Here is a 14,421-nt window from a genome sequence, read left to right on the forward strand (position 1 = left end):
TACGCCAGCCGCGAGGGCGGGAGCCCTGTCCCTGGCAGCAACAACGAGGGCGGGGGCGAGCCTCCCGTTACGCGTGATGCGTAACCCGTTTCGCCTGCAAACCCGCGCCGTTACTTGTGTTTCGGCTGTTTCGCCACTTCGCTCACATGCGTGCATGCAGGCATGTGCGTGCAGGCGCGTGCATGCACACACGGCGAGCGCGCGTAACCGCGTAACTCACGTAACGACGCGGCCTGCACGCGATACGAGTTACGTGCCTCGCGCGCGCACGCCCTTCTACACACCTCTCCCCTTGAAAGAAAAGGAAGTTCGAATGAAGACAGGACACTTCGGCAGCGCTGTGGTGGTCGAGCGGTTGCTCGCTCGGACCCGCGCCCAGTGGGTGCTGGTCCACGCCGAGGGCTGCCCGGCCGCCCGGCCTACCCCCCTCGTAGGTACTCCCGGGGCTTCGGCTCGTCGGGGTAATTCCACCCCCACGGCCGCGCCAGTCGCTGGGGTTTCGCATTGGTTAAACGGACGGGGGGAAGGTTAAATGGTCGCCATCCTTGACGCCTCGGAGTTGCGTCCGATCGACTCGCTGGTGCCCTATGCGCGCAACAGCCGGACCCATTCCGACGAGCAGCTCGGGCAACTGGCCGACTCCATGCGCGAGTGGGGCTTCACGATGCCGGTGCTGGTCGATGAAGACGGCGGCATCATCGCCGGCCACGGGCGCGTCCTGGCCGCCAAGCGCCTCGAGCTGACCGAGGTGCCGGTGATCGTCGCCAAGGGCTGGAGCGAGACGAAAAAGCGCGCCTACGTGATCGCCGACAACAAGCTCGCGCTCAACGCCGGGTGGGACGAAGACCTGCTGGCCGCCGAGCTGGTGGACCTGCAGGCGGAGGGCTATGCGCTCGAGCTGACCGGATTCAACGAGAAGGAACTGCTGGGCCTGCTGAGCCCGGACGCGGCACCGGCCAAAGCGCGGGCGCGACGTCGCAGCCGCGGCGGCCCGATGGTCGAGTTGGAGGGTGCTGCGCTTGATGCTGCGATTGCCTCCGTCGAGGAAGGCAGGGGTCAAGCCATTGATCGCGCGGCCTGGTCGCCCTCGACGCGCTACGAGCAGGGCATGCCGATCCTGCGCCGTGAGCGCATCGATCTTCGCTGCAAGGTCGGCGAGGACGGCGAGGCCGACGTGTGGACCGGGAACGCGCCTGGCTTCCTCAAGGAAGTGCACGCCGAACCGCTGGTCGCGGGTCTGCGCGCAGTGCTCGCAAAGCACCGGGCGGCCTCTTGAGCGCGCCGGTGACCAGGGCTCAACGATGAGAACGGGTTCGCTTTCCGAGTACGCCGCGCACGCCGGCGTGTCGCCGGCCTACGTCACGAAGCTGAAGAGGCAAGGTCGGATTGTGCTGGTCAAACAGGATGGCCGCGAGCAGGTGAATTTCGACGCAACTGATCGCCTTGTCGCGAACACTGCCGACCTGGCCCGCGCGCGCAACGGTGGGAACGCGAAGCCTGATCGCGACCCGTTTGCCGCGGCCCCGGATGAGCCCGCGGGCGCGGCGACCTCGGCGGGAGGGGGAGGGGGCGCAGCAGGCGTCGACGCCGTTTTTCGCAAGGCGCAGGCTCAGGAGCGAGTCTTCTCGGCGAAGAAGGCCGAGCTGGAGTTCAAGCGGCTGAGCGGCGAGTTGCTGGAGAAGGCGGGCGTCGAGCGCACGGTGTTCAACATGTTCCGCCTGCTGCGTGACCATGCCTTCCAGGCGCCGCAGCGCGCTGCTGTCCGGGTGATGACCATGAGCGACCCGAGGGAGATCGAGAACGTCATCAGCGAAGAGCTGCGCAAGGCCTTCGACGGCTGGGACGAGAAGATGGCCGAGCGCCTGGCCGCAAAGGGGGGCGCTTGATGCGGGTCATACACGTCGTATCGGTCAGCGGCGGCAAGGACAGTCTTGCCACGCTGCTTATCGCGCTGGACCGCTGTGGGCGCGACAACGTGATCGCCATCTTCTGCGACACGGGGAACGAGCACGAGGAGACCTATGCCTATCTCGGCTACCTCGAGCGGACGCTGGGGATCAAGATCGAGCGCCTGCGAGCAGATTTTTCAGAGCAGCTGTTGGCGAAGCGCCAGTTCATCGCGCGCGATGTGCGCAACGGCAGGGAATACGACACCCGCCCTGTATTCGAGGCGGACGGCAAGACGCCGGTACCCAAGCGCGACGGGCGCGGAATATCGTCCTCAACCGCAAGGGCAAGCCAGTGCAGAAAACGGTGACGGTCGGCGGTGGGCGCCGCGTGCGCTGGTCCAACAAGGCGAAGCGTCGCGCGTTGGCTGTGATGTACCCCAGCGGTAACCCGTTTCTCGACCTGTGCATGTGGAAGGGGCGGTTCCCTGCTCGCAAGGCGCAGTTCTGCACCGAAGAGTTGAAGACCAACATGGCGGTCGCGTTTCAGTTGAACTTGATGGAGGCCGGCCATCGGGTCGTCAGCTGGCAGGGGGTGCGCCGCGACGAGTCTGAGAACCGTAAGAACGCTCGGCTGTTCGAGCGGATCGGCCGCGGCTTGTATGCCTTCCGCCCGTTGGTTGAATGGACTGCCGCCCAGGTGTTTGCGCGCTGCAGGTCGGCGGGCATGCGACCCAACCCGCTTTACCTGCAGGGCATGGGCCGGGTCGGCTGCATGCCTTGCATCAACTGCAACAAGTCAGAGCTGCGCGCGATTGCAGCTCGATTCCCGGCGCATCCAGCTCGCATCGCGGAGTGGGAGCAGCTGGTGGGCCAGTGCAGCAAGCGCGGCTACAGCACATTCATGGCCGATGCCCACCCGGCGAAAGACCGGCGCGTCGTCTTCGCAGACCTCAACATCTGGGCGCGCATCGAGTGGTCGAAGACCAGCCGCGGCGGCCGTCAGTTCAACCTCCTCGACGAAGAGGAGAACAGCACGCAGGGCTGCAGCTCTTCCTACGGCCTGTGCGACCAGGGTGGCTTAGCGGTCGCGCTCGAGGAAGGCTTCGCGTGACGGCAGAAGAAGAGTTCGCCATCGTCGTCGGCGCTGCTCGCGCAGCTGCGCGCCCGGATCCCGAACTGCTGGTCGACCACTGGGCCGAGCAGCCGGAGAACGTCGTCCTTCCCAAGAGCGGGCCGACCGGTGGGGGTGCCTACCGGCTGGAGCGCACCCCATACGCGCGTCGCGTTCATCGCGTGTTGTCGCCCTCGTATCCGTGCAAGCGGGTCGTTGCGAAGGTGGCGTCGCAGATGTTCAAAACGCAGGCCGCGATCAACTGGATGTGCGCGGTCGCGCAATTGTCCCGAGCCAACATTCTGGCCCTTGAGCCGACCGATGGCCTCGCGAAGCGCCTGAGCGCGCGGTTATCGCAGGCCATCCGCGCCAGCCCGGTGCTGCGCAAGGTGTTTGCCGCAGAGCGCAGCCGCGACAAGCGCAACACCACGCAGGCCAAGGACTTCCATGGCGACTCGACGCTCTACATCAACACGTCGGGCTCGGCTGCGAACCTTGCCGAGATCAGCGCCCGGTACATCTTCATGGATGAGGTGGACCGGATGGCGCAGAGCGTGGACGGCGAAGGCGATCCGGTTGACCTTGCCGAGGCCCGTGCGACCCAGTACGAGCGCAACGCGAAGTTCTTCGAAGTCAGCAGCCCGACCGTCAAGGGCTTCTCGAAGATCGACGCGCTGTACGCCATGGGCACGCAAGAGGTCTACCACGTGCCGTGCCCGCATTGCGGCCACCTGCACGAGCTGGTGGTCGAGAACTTCCGCTACCAGCGCGACGACGAAACCGGCTTCATGGAGCGCGCGTGGTTCATGTGCCCGGACTGCGGCGCAGACATTGAAGAGCACCACAAGGCCGTGATGCTGCCCGACGTAGAGATGGGCGGCCAGGCGCGCTGGGTGGCGACCGCGCAGGGCGACGGCGAGACCGTCAGCTTCACGCTATCGGCGTTCTACATGCCGATCGGCGCTATCAGCTGGATGGCACTGGCCCGCCAGTACGCCCGCGCCAAAGAACGCCTGCAGCGGGGCGATCACGAGGGCATGCAGGTGTTCTACAACACCCGTCTCGGGCTGAGCTATCAGAACAGCGAATCCACGACCACGGCCAAGCAGCTGCAGGACCGGGCCGAGGCCTATCACCCGCGCGTGGTGCCCGACCGTGCGCTCGTGCTGACCATGGCGGTCGACACCCAGCCCAGCCGGCTGGAAGTTCAGATCGAGGCCTGGGGGCCAGGCATGGAGCACTGGGTGGTGGACTACTTGGTGCTGCTCGGCTCACCGTCTGATCCGCCCGATGGCGAGGAAAGTGTTTGGCGCCGCCTCGACGAAATCCGACGTACCCCGCTCGCGCACGCCTCGGGTAGCAAGCCGATCATGATCAGCGCCTACGGCATCGATGCTGGCGGCGCGAACACGCAGGACGTGTACAACTACGGCGCCGAGCGCAAGTCGCTCGGATGCACAGTGCTTCATGGTGCGAATCGGCCGAACCGCCCGATCATGGGCAGCGCGCCGTCGCGCGTGGATATCGAATGGGGCGGCACGAAGACGCCGGGCGGCGTCGAGCTGTGGACGGTCGGCACCGACGTTGCCAAGGACTACCTGTTCAACCGCCTGCAGCTGGCCGAAGGCGCTGGCGCCATGCATTTCCACGACCAGTTGCCCGCGGCATGGTTCGAAGGCCTGGTCGTCGAGCAACCGCGGGTCGAATACAAGAAAGGGCGGACGATCCGCAAGTGGATCAAGCCGGCCGGTGCCCGCAACGAACCGCTCGACCTGTCCGTCTACAACCTGGCGATTGCCTACCAGCTTGGCCTGAACCGATGGGCCGCGCTGGACTGGCAGCGCCTGCGCGCGAAGCTCGTCCCCGAACACCTGACACGCGACCTCTTTGCGCCGCAAGAGGCCGCCCACAAGGAACCCCAACCCGAGGAATCCGAAGCCGCTGAAGCCGCTGTCCCGGCTGCTCCTGCGCACATCGTGCCCGTGGCCACCGCCACGCCGGCGGCGGTGGTTCCCCGTGAAACCGTCGCGAATCCGGTAGTCCATACGTATGGACCGGTCGTCACACCCGCATCCATTACTTCCAATCCACCGCCAGCCGTCGCCGCTGGCAGGGCGCAAGGTGGGCGCCGCTTCATGTCACGAGGTATCCGATGAACACAACTGTAGAACTGGGACGGATCGCCGCGCCTGCGCCGATCGAAGACGACACGCCGCCCGAACTGAGCGACCTCGACCGCGACCTCGACGTGCTGTGCGAGCAATGGGTTGCGTGGTGCCGCACGCGCCGCCTGTACGGGCCGGCGCCGTTGTCCGGAACGGTGCTTGGCCGTCTCAGCGGCTCAACGCGCCCGTTGCGGCCTGGCGCTGGCGACGCTATCAGCAGCGCAGCGCTGTCGGCCTTCCACATCGCCTACACCTGTCAGCCGCAAGCGCTAGACAAGCAGGTGTTTGATCTCTACTACCTTGTACGGGCAAAGCCGATCAAGTCGGTCGCAGGATCAATCGGAATCAGCAGAGCACACTTTTACAGAATTCTCGGAGAGTTTCGACGGCGAGTGCATTCAGCCGCGCAAGCAATCGAGCTAGAGAACCAGCAGGAGCTTGCAGAGTTGGTCCGACGCCGCCAGCAGCGGGCCGCCTAACTGATCAAGGTTTCCTCTCGGTGGGATCGCTGTGGAGCCCGTAGGACTTCGAAACGCTGTCGACCTCCCCGAGAATCTGATCGCGCATCTCTTCCCATTCCTTCGTCATCTGTTCTTCGTCTGCATACTGTCCCAACTCTCGGCGCAGAAAAGCAAGGACGCGTATCTGCTGGCGACTGATCTCGTCGAGGCGCGGTCTGAGGAAAACTTGAAAGTTGTGGCGGGCCTGCGCTGTCTGAAGGAATAAGTCCGATGACTTTTCCCAGGCGTCTGAGAGGGCCTTCTGGGCGCGGCGCAATTCGTTTATGGCTTGCTGTCTTTTGTGTGATGTCAGGACATCAAATTGATCGTAGCGACTAGCTTCCGTCTTGAGCTCTTCAACTTTACTGGCAAGTTCAAGTGCTTTTGCTTCCGCGGCTTTAGCTTTGACATTGAGGCTTGAAGCTTCGATTGCAACTGGCGTCGCCACAATGGCTGTTCGGCCGTAGAGCATTGCCAAGCGCTGAGCTTCGGCGGCAGTGGATGAATCGGAGACAACGGCAATCTTTGCATTTGCTGCTGCAAACTCGGTGATTCCGTCCAGTGCGTTCGCTTGTTCGAAATCAAGCTTGAACATCGATCCGATAAATGCGTTAGCGCGAACTTGTTCGGCAGCCGCTGTAAAAAAAACGTCTTGCCTCATATCTGACTCTCTTTGGAGTCGTGCCTCGGTAGCCGCATGATCTAGCTGCATTGCCAGACGGTCCGCGTCGTGCAGCAACTGCTTCTCTTGCTTGTCCGCTTCAGCCGCGATTTGAGCCGAAGCTCGCCGGTCATGGCTTCCATTGGTAAGCAGCACGCCAGTAAGCGTCAGCGGACCGATCAGCACAGCCGCCCAAAATGGGCCGGGAATTGAAGCGATAAGCTGCCAGTCGATATAAGTGCGACAAGCGATGACGACGATCAGGGCAGTTACCCCCGAGCAAGCCGCGCAAAGGGCCACTGTCCGGCGGTCAATGGCTGAGCGTTCGACCTGAGGAGCCGGGCCTTGGTCTTTGATGCGTTGCTCTAGGCGAGACGGGGGCGTGTCTAGCGGGGTCATGGAATTTTGAAGGAAGGAACTGGCGCGCATGATAGACGCCAGCATGCAAATCCTGGTTGGTCAATTCCAAAAGTGTCCCGTTTGGACGAGACACTTTAGGGCTAGCAGTCCTGAGACACTTTGGCCCAAAATGCATAGCAATTCAGGTAGGTCTAGCTAGTCCGCCTGAATCTTTGCAGGTGTCTTCTCCTCCCCCGGAATGCCCCGACAGCGCAGGTTGTCGGGGCGTTTTCTTTGCAGCATGGCAACCATTCGTCGCACGGGCCCGTCACTGGCCGACGTGATTCGAGACATGCGGGATGTGCCTGCGCGCGTCATGCCCTACGCCGCAGCCACCGCGCTCACGAAGGCGGCCAAGCATGGGCAACGAGCGGTGATCGAGCAGATGCCGCAGGCCTTCCGCAACCCGGTTGCCTACACGCTCAACGCCACCCGCATCGAGGTCGCCACCAAAGACAAGCTTTCGGCGCGCATCGCGGTGAAGGATCAGCGCGCCGGCGGCACGCGGCCCGAGTCGTTCCTGTTGCCAGAAGTCGAAGGCGGCCCGCGCTCGGAGAAAGGCTTCGAGCGTGCACTGCGCTTCGCCGGGATCCTAATGAGCGGCGAACGCGCGATGCCCGGTGCCGGCCTCGCGCTCGATGCCAACGGCAACGTGCCGGCTTCCATGGTGCGCACGATCCTGCGCCAGGTCACGCGCGGCGGGGCGGGCCAGAAGCGCGCTGCCGGCGGCATCTTCGCGGGTTCGGTGGGGCGCAAGCAGACCCGCGGCGTGTGGCAGCGCGAGGGTCGGCGCATCAAGCCGCTCTTCATCTTCACGCAGAACCAGCCGGTGTACCGCCCGCGTCTGGACTTCACGGGCGCAGCTGCAGCCGCTGTGCGCGAAAACTTCGCCAGCGACTTCTACGCCGCGGCGCAATCCCTCCGCAGGAAATTCGCATGACAGAAGCCGAGCTGACCGCCCGCCTGGCGGCCTACCTCGCCGCCGAGACGGCGATCCTGACAGGCGCGCAGGAATACACGGTGGGCGCCGGTTCAACTGCGCGCCGCCTCACGCGCGCCAACCTGGGTGAAGTGCAACAGGCCATCAAAGAGATCCGCTCGGAGCTGTCTGTGCTCCAGGCCGGCAAGCGCGGCCGTCGCGTCGTCTACCTCCGTCCGCTCTGACCATGAAGCTGTCTGTATTCGACCGCCTCGTCGCGGCGGTGGACCCTGCGCGCGGCATGCAGCGCCTGCGGGTGCGCGCCGCCATGGAAGCGCTGCGCGCCATGCCGTCCCTGGGTGCGTTGTCCGAAGAGAACGCACCGGCCGCGAGTGCGCCCGCAGCTGGGCGCTGGTGGCGGCCGATGGCTCGAGATGCAAAGTCCGACACGTTGCGCCAGCTCGGCCTGCAGCGCGGCCAGTCGCGCGAGCTGGCGCGGACCAGCCCGATCGCTGTCGGTGCGATCAACACCAACGTCGATCGCGTTGTCGGCACCGGTTTGGCGTTGAGCGCGCAGCCGCACCGGGGTGTACTCGGCTGGAGCGTCGAACAGGCGCTCGAGTGGAAGCAAATCGTGCAGAGCGAATTCAGCCTGTTCGCCGACAGCCACGAAAGCGATTTCGCGCAGGAACAGAACTTTTACGAGCAGCAGGGCGTGGTGCTGCGCGGCACGCTCGAGTCGGGCGACATCTTCACGTTGATGCCCGATGGTGAACGCACGGCCACGCAACCCTACGCGCTGCGCATCCAGCTGCTGGAAGCTGATCGCGTCGGCAACCCACTCGGGCAGCTCGACACCTCGCTCATGGCCGGGGGCGTGCGGCGCGCAGTCACTGGCGCGGCGGACGCGTACTTCGTGTACGACCAGCATCCTGGCGGCTATCTGGCCGGTGGCAGCCTGTACGCGGGGCAGTGGGTAGAGCGGCTGGGCCGCTCCGGCCGTCGCCGTATCCTGCATCACTTCCGCAAGCTGCGCCCCGATCAGCCGCGCGGGCTGCCGTACCTCGCGCCGATCGTGGACTGCATCAAGCAGATCGCGCGGTACACCGAAGCGGAAATCATGGCGGCGGTCATCAGCGCCTACTTCACGGTCTTCATCGAGACGCCCGATGGTGGCGGCACTGCGCCGATCTTCGGCGCCAACGATGCAGACGCGGGTGGCATCGGCAACGAGATCGGCCTCGGCATGGGCGCCGTGGTAGGCCTGGCGCCCGGCGAGAAGCCGCACACGTCCAATCCCGGCCGGCCCAATCCGAATTTCGAGCCCTTCATCCTCGCCGTCATCAAGCAGATGGGCATGGCGTTGGGCCTGCCCTACGAGCTGCTGGTCAAGCAGTTCAACGCGAGCTACAGCGCAAGCAAGGCAGCGCTGCTCGATGCGTGGGTCTACTTCCGCAGCGTGCGCACCTGGCTGGCTCGCAGCTTCTGCCAGCCGGTGTACGAGACGTGGCTGGCCGAAGCCGTTGCGATCGGCCGCGTGCCCGCGCCTGGCTTCTTCGCCGACCCGTTGCTGCGCTGGGCGTACACGCGCGCTGTGTGGCCGGGCGACAGCATGGGCTCCATCAATCCCAAGGACGAAGTGGCGGCGTATGTCGCAGCGATCGAGGCGCGCCTCATGACGCGCGAGCGTGCCGAGTGGGAGCTGTGGGGCACCGACTTCAACGAAACGCTCGACGCCAAGCAGGCTGAGCAGGACCGGCTCAAGGACGCCGACCTCCTGCCCACGCCGAAGCCCGGCGCCGCGGCGCCGCAGCCCGGCAGCGCGCCGGCGAATCCCGAGGACCAACCATGAGCCTTCTCGACCTTCTTCGTGCCCCGTGGGCCATCCAGCCGGAAAAGCTGCTGGAGATTCAATCGATCTACGCTACGCACCTTCGCGGCGAGAAGATCGACCTCGATGGCCTCGAAGCGCGCATGGGCCGTCCGCTCGCAAACGACCAGCAGGAATACCAGCTGCTCGAGGGCGGTGTGGCGGTGCTGCCGGTCGAAGGCGTGCTCGCACCGAAGGCGAACCTCTTCATGCGCATCAGCGGAGGCGCTAGCACGCAGATGCTCGCGCAGCAGGTAGAAAGCGCCGGCGCCGACCCCCGCGTGCGCGCGTTGATCCTTTCGATCGATTCTCCCGGCGGCAGCGTGCACGGCGCGCCCGAGCTGGCAGCGACGATCGCCGAAGTGGCGGCCGAGAAGCCCGTTGTCACCCTCGGCACTGCCAACGTCAACAGCGCGGCCTATTGGATTGCTGCTGCCGCTAACGCGATCTACATCACTGGGCCGACCGTGCTCATCGGCTCGATTGGCGTCGTCGCAACACACGACTACAGCCCGCGAGCGCCTGGCCGCGTCGTCACCGAGGTCACCGCTGGCAAGTACAAGCGGATCGCGACCACGAACGAGCAGCTGTCGGACGAAGGCCGCGCCTATCTGCAGTCGCAGGTCGACCACCTCTACAGCGTCTTCGTCGATTCGGTCGCTGCCAACCGGCAGGCCACGACGGAGCAAGTACTCGAGCACATGGCCGATGGTCGCGTGTTCGTGGGCCAGCAGGCCATCGACGCGGGCCTCGTGGACGGTGTTTCCACGTTGGGCGCGCTCGCTGCGCAGTTGGCCGCCAACCCCGCCGCATTCGCGAAGCGCCGCAAGGCTGTCTTCGCCGTGGCGGGTTCTTCGTCCCCAAGCGCCGGTGCTGCGCCCAAAGACAAACCTCAACCCCGTGAAAGGAAAACCGCAATGAGCGGCGATACCAACCCGATCACGCGTGCGTCTTTCGAACAGGACCACGCGGCGCTGTTTGCGCAAGTTCGCTCCGAGTTCATGGTCCTGGGTGCGACCCAAGAACGTGATCGCATCCAGGCCGTGATGGCTGAAGGCCAGGGCATGCCCGGTCACGACAAGCTGATCAACGCCCTGGCGTTCGACGGCAAGACCACCGGCGCCGAAGCCGCGCAGCAGGTGCTCAAGGCTGAGCGCGATGCGCGCGCCGCGGCAGCGAAGGCGCATGCCGACGACGCGCCGGCGGCCGCGAATCCGAGCGCCGCGCCGCAGGACAAGGGCGCCAAGACCAAGGCCCAGCAAGTCGCGGAGGCGCAGGCGCACGCCAAGGAAAAGGGCATCGACCTGATCGCCGCCCTCAAGGAACTGGGCTACGCCGCCTGATCGGCGCAGGCCTTCCGCAACCCTTCAACTTCGGAGCGACTCATCATGAGTTCTGGAAACATCGCAATCCTCACGCTGACCGTCAACGCTGCGGGTGCCCTCGAGGCCGCCCGCTTCGTCGAGCGCGACGGCACCTATCCGACCGCCGGCGGCAATGCGCTCGGCGTCACCCGCTTCTCGGCCGCCGCGGCGGGCGAACCCGTCGCCGTGGATGTGCTGGGCACCACCATCGTCGAATGCGGCGCCGCCGTGACCGCAGACGCTGCCCTGATGGTGGACGCCACCGGCCGGGTCGTGCCGCTCGCCGGCGCCGCCAAGCAGTCGGTCGGCCGCGCGCTGGAAGCGGGCGCTGCTGCCGGCGCGCAGATCGAGATCCTGCTGATTCCCAGCGCTGGCCTCGTCACGGCGGCCTGATCGTCGATCAGGCATTCCCAACCCAACGAAATAGGAGCCTTTCATGGGACAACAGAATCTCGCACAAGCCCGGATCAGCGATCCGATCCTGACCGCCGTTGCTCGTGGCTATCGCAGCCCGGCCGCGGCGATCGCCAACCTGCTCTTCCCGATCGTCGAGGTCGGCACCCGCGCGGGTCGCATCCTGGCCTTCGGCCCGGACGACTTCAAGCTCGTGAGCACCGTGCGCGCACCCGGTGCGAACACCAAGCGCGTGCAGTTCGGCTACGCGGCCGACAAGTTCTCACTGGTCGATCACCGCCTCGAAGGCGCGGTCCCGCGCGAGAACGCGCAGGAAGCCGAAGCTGTGCCCGGCATCGACCTGGGCGCCAACGCTGTGCGCCGCGTGCAGAACGTGATGGCGCTCGAGCGTGAGAACCAGGCGGCTACGATCGCGCTGGACGCGAGCAACTACGATGCGTCCAACAAGGTGACGCTGACCGGCGCCGACAAGTGGACGGACCCCGCCAGCGACCCGTTCACCGACGTCAACGACGCCAAACAGGCGGTGCGCCGCCGAGACCGGCGTCAAGCCCAACTCGCTCGCCCTCGGGCCGAACGTGCTGACGGCGCTGCGCTCGCACCCGAAGATTCTCGACCGGCTCAGCACGGCGTCGGACCGCCCGCCGGCCACGATCCAGCAGCTGCAGGCGTTGTTCGAGCTGGCGCAGATCGTCGAGGGCGAGGCGGTCGTGCACAACGGCACGGAGTTCGTCGATGTGTGGGGCAACGATGCCGTCCTGGCCTACACCACGCCGGCCAGCATGCAGGAGATGGGTTCGCCTAGCTACGGCTACACCTACCGCCTCGAGGGCATGCCCGACGTGGAAGAGCCGTACTTCGACAACAACACGGTGACCTGGTACTACCCGACCACCGACGCGTACCAGGCGGTGCTGGCCGGCAAGGCAGCGGGCTTCCTGTTCAAGGGCGCCGCGGGCTGATCGCCATGAAGTACGTCGTCGACGAGCCGATCAAGGCCGGTGGCAAGCGCTACCTGCCGGGCGAGACGGTCACGCTGACCGCCGAACAGGCGAAGCCGCTGCTGGCGGCGGCGCTGGTCCGCAAAGAAGCCGACATCGGCCAGGCTGAGGCAGAGGCCCGAGCCAAGGCCGAAGCTGAGGCCAAGGCGGCAGCGGAAGCCGAGGCGAAGGCCAAGGCCGAAGCGGAAGCAAAGGCGGCAGCGGAAGCCGAGGCGAAGGCCAAGGCCGAAGCGGAAGCAAAGGCGGCAGCGGAAGCCGAAGCGAAGGCCAAGGCCGAAGCGGAAGCAAAGGCGGCAGCGGAAGCCGAAGCGAAGGCCAAGGCCGAAGCGGAATTCGCCCCGAGCGCTAGTGGTCCTTTGCCGGGCGAGGGAGTCCTGATTCCCGGATCCGGCATCACGCCCATCGCTCCTGCGCCGAAATCCACTGGCAAGGGCGGCAAGTGATCGACCACGCGCACGACCTGGCCGCCGTGTTCTACGGCCCGGACTTCGCCGCACCGTTCCTGCGTCAGCGGCCTGCCGCTGATGCGGTGACGGTGATGGCGATCCTCGGGACGGTGGACGATGAAGTGCTCGAGAACCGGGCGGTCGCGGCCGTTCGCACCGCGCGCTTCGTGGCCGGGCAGGACGTGCGCGCCGATGACAAGCTGATTGCCATGGCTGCGTTCGGTCCTGACGTGCCGGCGGGCACCGCCTTTCGCGTGCTGGAGAGGCCGCGGCGGGTCAACGACGGCCTCGAGTTGGAGGCGCTGCTTGGCAGCGCAACGGCATGAGCGACGCCGGCGACACGCTGCCCGAGGGCTGGCCCTTCTTCATCGGCGAGGCCTTCGTGGCCGCGCTGCGTGAGGCGCCGGCGCTTGCAGGGGCCTCGGTGCTCGACAACCCTGTGCGGCTGAGCGACCTGACGGACGGCGAGCGGATCGTTTTCTTCGAAGACGTGTCCGATGGGCCGGCCCAGGCCGACGAAGGCGGCAAGCGGGTCTACCGCTACAACGTGGGCGTCGTCAATCGCACCGAGGCCGCGCGCCGCGGCGCGCACGGCGACTACCGCGCTGCGAGGCGGGCCCTCAAGGCCGCGCTGCCGCGTCTCAAGCCGAAGGGACTCATCGTCAACTTCCACCGCGAAGGCGAGATCGCGTTCCGCCTCGAGAACATCGACGTGGGCGGCGGGCTGGTGCTCGGCACGTTCACGATCGGATACCGCGACCCGAGCTGATCCTCTGGTCGACCACCTCACGGCCCGCATGCCTCGCGCTGCGGGCCTTTTCTTTGGAGTACTCCCATGAGTGACGCACAAGCAATTCTCGGCGCCGGCAAGATGCAGCTGAACATGTTCAACCCGTCGACGCAGGCTTATGCCGGCTGGGGCGACGCGATCGGCGCCGACCGTTTCGAGATCACGCCGGACTCGGACGAAAAGCAGAAGACCTCGAAGGCGCGCGAGAACTACGGCCAGGCCATCGCGGCCGTGCCGATCGCGAAGCCGTCGAAGATCGTCATCGTTATCTCGGCGGCCGACAAGACCGCCCTGGCGATGCAGTTCCAGGGTCAGCTCGCCACCTACTCTCAGGGCTCGGGCGCGATCGACGAGACGGTGACCGCCAAGCTGGACAAGTGGGTGTCGCTGTCGAAGCGCAATGTCTCCGACACCGCCTTCGCAGTGAAGAAGGCCAGCGACAACACGCCTTACACGATTCATCAGGACTACGAGGTCGACTACGCCAGCGGCGCCATCAAGGCGCTCTCCGGCGGTGCCATCGCCGCGGACGAATCCCTGAAGGTGACGGGCACGGCCGCGGCTGTGAGCGGCACCCGCATCCGAGGCGGCACAGTGCCGAAGGTGCGGGCGCAGGCGCGTTTCGTCGGCGTCAACATGGTCGACGACAGCCCGATGCGCGTCGAGGTCTGGGAGGCGCAGCTGCGCTCGACGCAGGGCTTCGACTTCCTGGCCGACGACTTCAACGGCATCCAGCTCGAGGGAACCCTCGTGATCCCGGCCGGCAAGACCGAGCCCTACGTCGTGGACTTCGACAACCCGAGCGCCTGATAGCGCCGCGCCCCTGGGCTCTTCTGCTCAGGGGCTTCGCCTCTCCATCCAATAGAGAACGACGTGACCGATCCGAAGATCA

18 protein-coding genes are annotated in these 14,421 nt (G+C 65.8%); 16 read left to right on the plus strand and 2 right to left on the minus strand.

The genetic code is table 11. The annotated features are described in order from the left end of the window. Positions 1-532 precede the first annotated feature (532 nt). From ACHMXE_RS20580 to ACHMXE_RS20605, 6 genes are read left to right on the plus strand one after another with little or no spacing between them, the layout of a single operon-like run. Entirely contained in the window at positions 533-1,276 is a 744-nt protein-coding gene (locus tag ACHMXE_RS20580) for a ParB N-terminal domain-containing protein (RefSeq protein WP_395351041.1), read from the plus strand. 25 nt (positions 1,277-1,301) lie between these two features. Beyond that, the gene (locus ACHMXE_RS20585; RefSeq protein ID WP_395351042.1) at positions 1,302-1,886 is read left to right on the plus strand and encodes a hypothetical protein; all 585 of its coding nucleotides are present in this window, start codon (positions 1,302-1,304) and stop codon (positions 1,884-1,886) included. Then, a complete protein-coding gene (locus ACHMXE_RS20590; RefSeq protein WP_395351043.1) occupies positions 1,886-2,257 on the plus strand; it encodes a phosphoadenosine phosphosulfate reductase family protein in 372 nt (123 codons plus the stop codon). The genes ACHMXE_RS20585 and ACHMXE_RS20590 overlap by 1 nt, the downstream gene beginning before the upstream one ends. Next, positions 2,242-3,000 (plus strand): phosphoadenosine phosphosulfate reductase family protein, encoded by a 759-nt coding sequence (locus ACHMXE_RS20595; protein ID WP_395351044.1) that lies wholly within the window; start codon positions 2,242-2,244, stop codon positions 2,998-3,000. Before ACHMXE_RS20590 ends, ACHMXE_RS20595 begins: the two co-directional genes overlap by 16 nt. Beyond that, entirely contained in the window at positions 2,997-5,156 is a 2,160-nt protein-coding gene (locus ACHMXE_RS20600) for a phage terminase large subunit family protein (RefSeq protein ID WP_395351045.1), read from the plus strand. The genes ACHMXE_RS20595 and ACHMXE_RS20600 overlap by 4 nt, the downstream gene beginning before the upstream one ends. Next, the gene (locus tag ACHMXE_RS20605; protein WP_395351046.1) at positions 5,153-5,644 is read left to right on the plus strand and encodes a hypothetical protein; all 492 of its coding nucleotides are present in this window, start codon (positions 5,153-5,155) and stop codon (positions 5,642-5,644) included. The genes ACHMXE_RS20600 and ACHMXE_RS20605 overlap by 4 nt, the downstream gene beginning before the upstream one ends. A 4-nt stretch (positions 5,645-5,648) precedes the next feature. Here the strand turns inward: ACHMXE_RS20605 and ACHMXE_RS20610 are convergent, their stop codons facing one another. Beyond that, complete coding sequence (locus ACHMXE_RS20610; protein ID WP_395351047.1) at positions 5,649-6,725, minus strand: hypothetical protein; 1,077 nt, start codon at positions 6,723-6,725, stop codon at positions 5,649-5,651. 199 nt (positions 6,726-6,924) lie between these two features. Here ACHMXE_RS20610 and ACHMXE_RS20615 point away from each other — a divergent pair, with 199 nt between their 5' ends. The 5 genes from ACHMXE_RS20615 to ACHMXE_RS20635 are packed head-to-tail and all read left to right on the plus strand — an operon-like array spanning position 6,925 to position 11,271. Further along, positions 6,925-7,665, plus strand: coding sequence for a hypothetical protein (locus ACHMXE_RS20615; protein WP_395351049.1), 741 nt, complete (start codon positions 6,925-6,927; stop codon positions 7,663-7,665). Further along, a complete protein-coding gene (locus ACHMXE_RS20620; protein ID WP_395351050.1) occupies positions 7,662-7,889 on the plus strand; it encodes a DUF6148 family protein in 228 nt (75 codons plus the stop codon). The genes ACHMXE_RS20615 and ACHMXE_RS20620 overlap by 4 nt, the downstream gene beginning before the upstream one ends. Before the next feature lie 2 nt (positions 7,890-7,891). Continuing rightward, complete coding sequence (locus ACHMXE_RS20625; RefSeq protein ID WP_395351051.1) at positions 7,892-9,496, plus strand: phage portal protein; 1,605 nt, start codon at positions 7,892-7,894, stop codon at positions 9,494-9,496. Continuing rightward, positions 9,493-10,857 carry a S49 family peptidase gene (locus tag ACHMXE_RS20630; RefSeq protein WP_395351053.1) on the plus strand — a complete coding sequence of 455 codons (1,365 nt, stop codon included), beginning with the start codon at positions 9,493-9,495 and terminating at the stop codon, positions 10,855-10,857. Before ACHMXE_RS20625 ends, ACHMXE_RS20630 begins: the two co-directional genes overlap by 4 nt. Positions 10,858-10,902: 45 nt before the next feature. After that, on the plus strand, positions 10,903-11,271 hold the full coding sequence (locus ACHMXE_RS20635; RefSeq protein WP_395351054.1) for a capsid cement protein: 369 nt from the start codon (positions 10,903-10,905) through the stop codon (positions 11,269-11,271). A gap of 283 nt (positions 11,272-11,554) precedes the next feature. Here ACHMXE_RS20635 and ACHMXE_RS20640 read toward each other — a convergent pair whose 3' ends face one another. Next, positions 11,555-11,842: a hypothetical protein gene (locus tag ACHMXE_RS20640; RefSeq protein ID WP_395351056.1), complete on the minus strand. Its 288-nt coding sequence runs from the start codon at positions 11,840-11,842 to the stop codon at positions 11,555-11,557. Positions 11,843-11,870: 28 nt separating this feature from the next. Between ACHMXE_RS20640 and ACHMXE_RS20645 the strand changes: the two genes are divergently transcribed. The 5 genes from ACHMXE_RS20645 to ACHMXE_RS20665 all read left to right on the plus strand — a co-directional run bounded on the left by ACHMXE_RS20645 (position 11,871) and on the right by ACHMXE_RS20665 (position 14,339). After that, the gene (locus tag ACHMXE_RS20645) at positions 11,871-12,254 is read left to right on the plus strand and encodes a hypothetical protein (protein ID WP_395351057.1); all 384 of its coding nucleotides are present in this window, start codon (positions 11,871-11,873) and stop codon (positions 12,252-12,254) included. A gap of 5 nt (positions 12,255-12,259) precedes the next feature. After that, complete coding sequence (locus ACHMXE_RS20650; RefSeq protein ID WP_395351058.1) at positions 12,260-12,736, plus strand: hypothetical protein; 477 nt, start codon at positions 12,260-12,262, stop codon at positions 12,734-12,736. Beyond that, entirely contained in the window at positions 12,733-13,065 is a 333-nt protein-coding gene (locus ACHMXE_RS20655; protein ID WP_395351059.1) for a hypothetical protein, read from the plus strand. Before ACHMXE_RS20650 ends, ACHMXE_RS20655 begins: the two co-directional genes overlap by 4 nt. Further along, complete coding sequence (locus ACHMXE_RS20660) at positions 13,062-13,508, plus strand: hypothetical protein (RefSeq protein WP_395351060.1); 447 nt, start codon at positions 13,062-13,064, stop codon at positions 13,506-13,508. Before ACHMXE_RS20655 ends, ACHMXE_RS20660 begins: the two co-directional genes overlap by 4 nt. Positions 13,509-13,574: 66 nt before the next feature. Continuing rightward, on the plus strand, positions 13,575-14,339 hold the full coding sequence (locus ACHMXE_RS20665; RefSeq protein WP_395351061.1) for a hypothetical protein: 765 nt from the start codon (positions 13,575-13,577) through the stop codon (positions 14,337-14,339). The last annotated feature ends 82 nt before the right edge of the window (positions 14,340-14,421 follow it).

The organism is Variovorax sp. UC122_21 (assembly GCF_044056785.1).
GTDB lineage: Bacteria > Pseudomonadota > Gammaproteobacteria > Burkholderiales > Burkholderiaceae_C > Variovorax.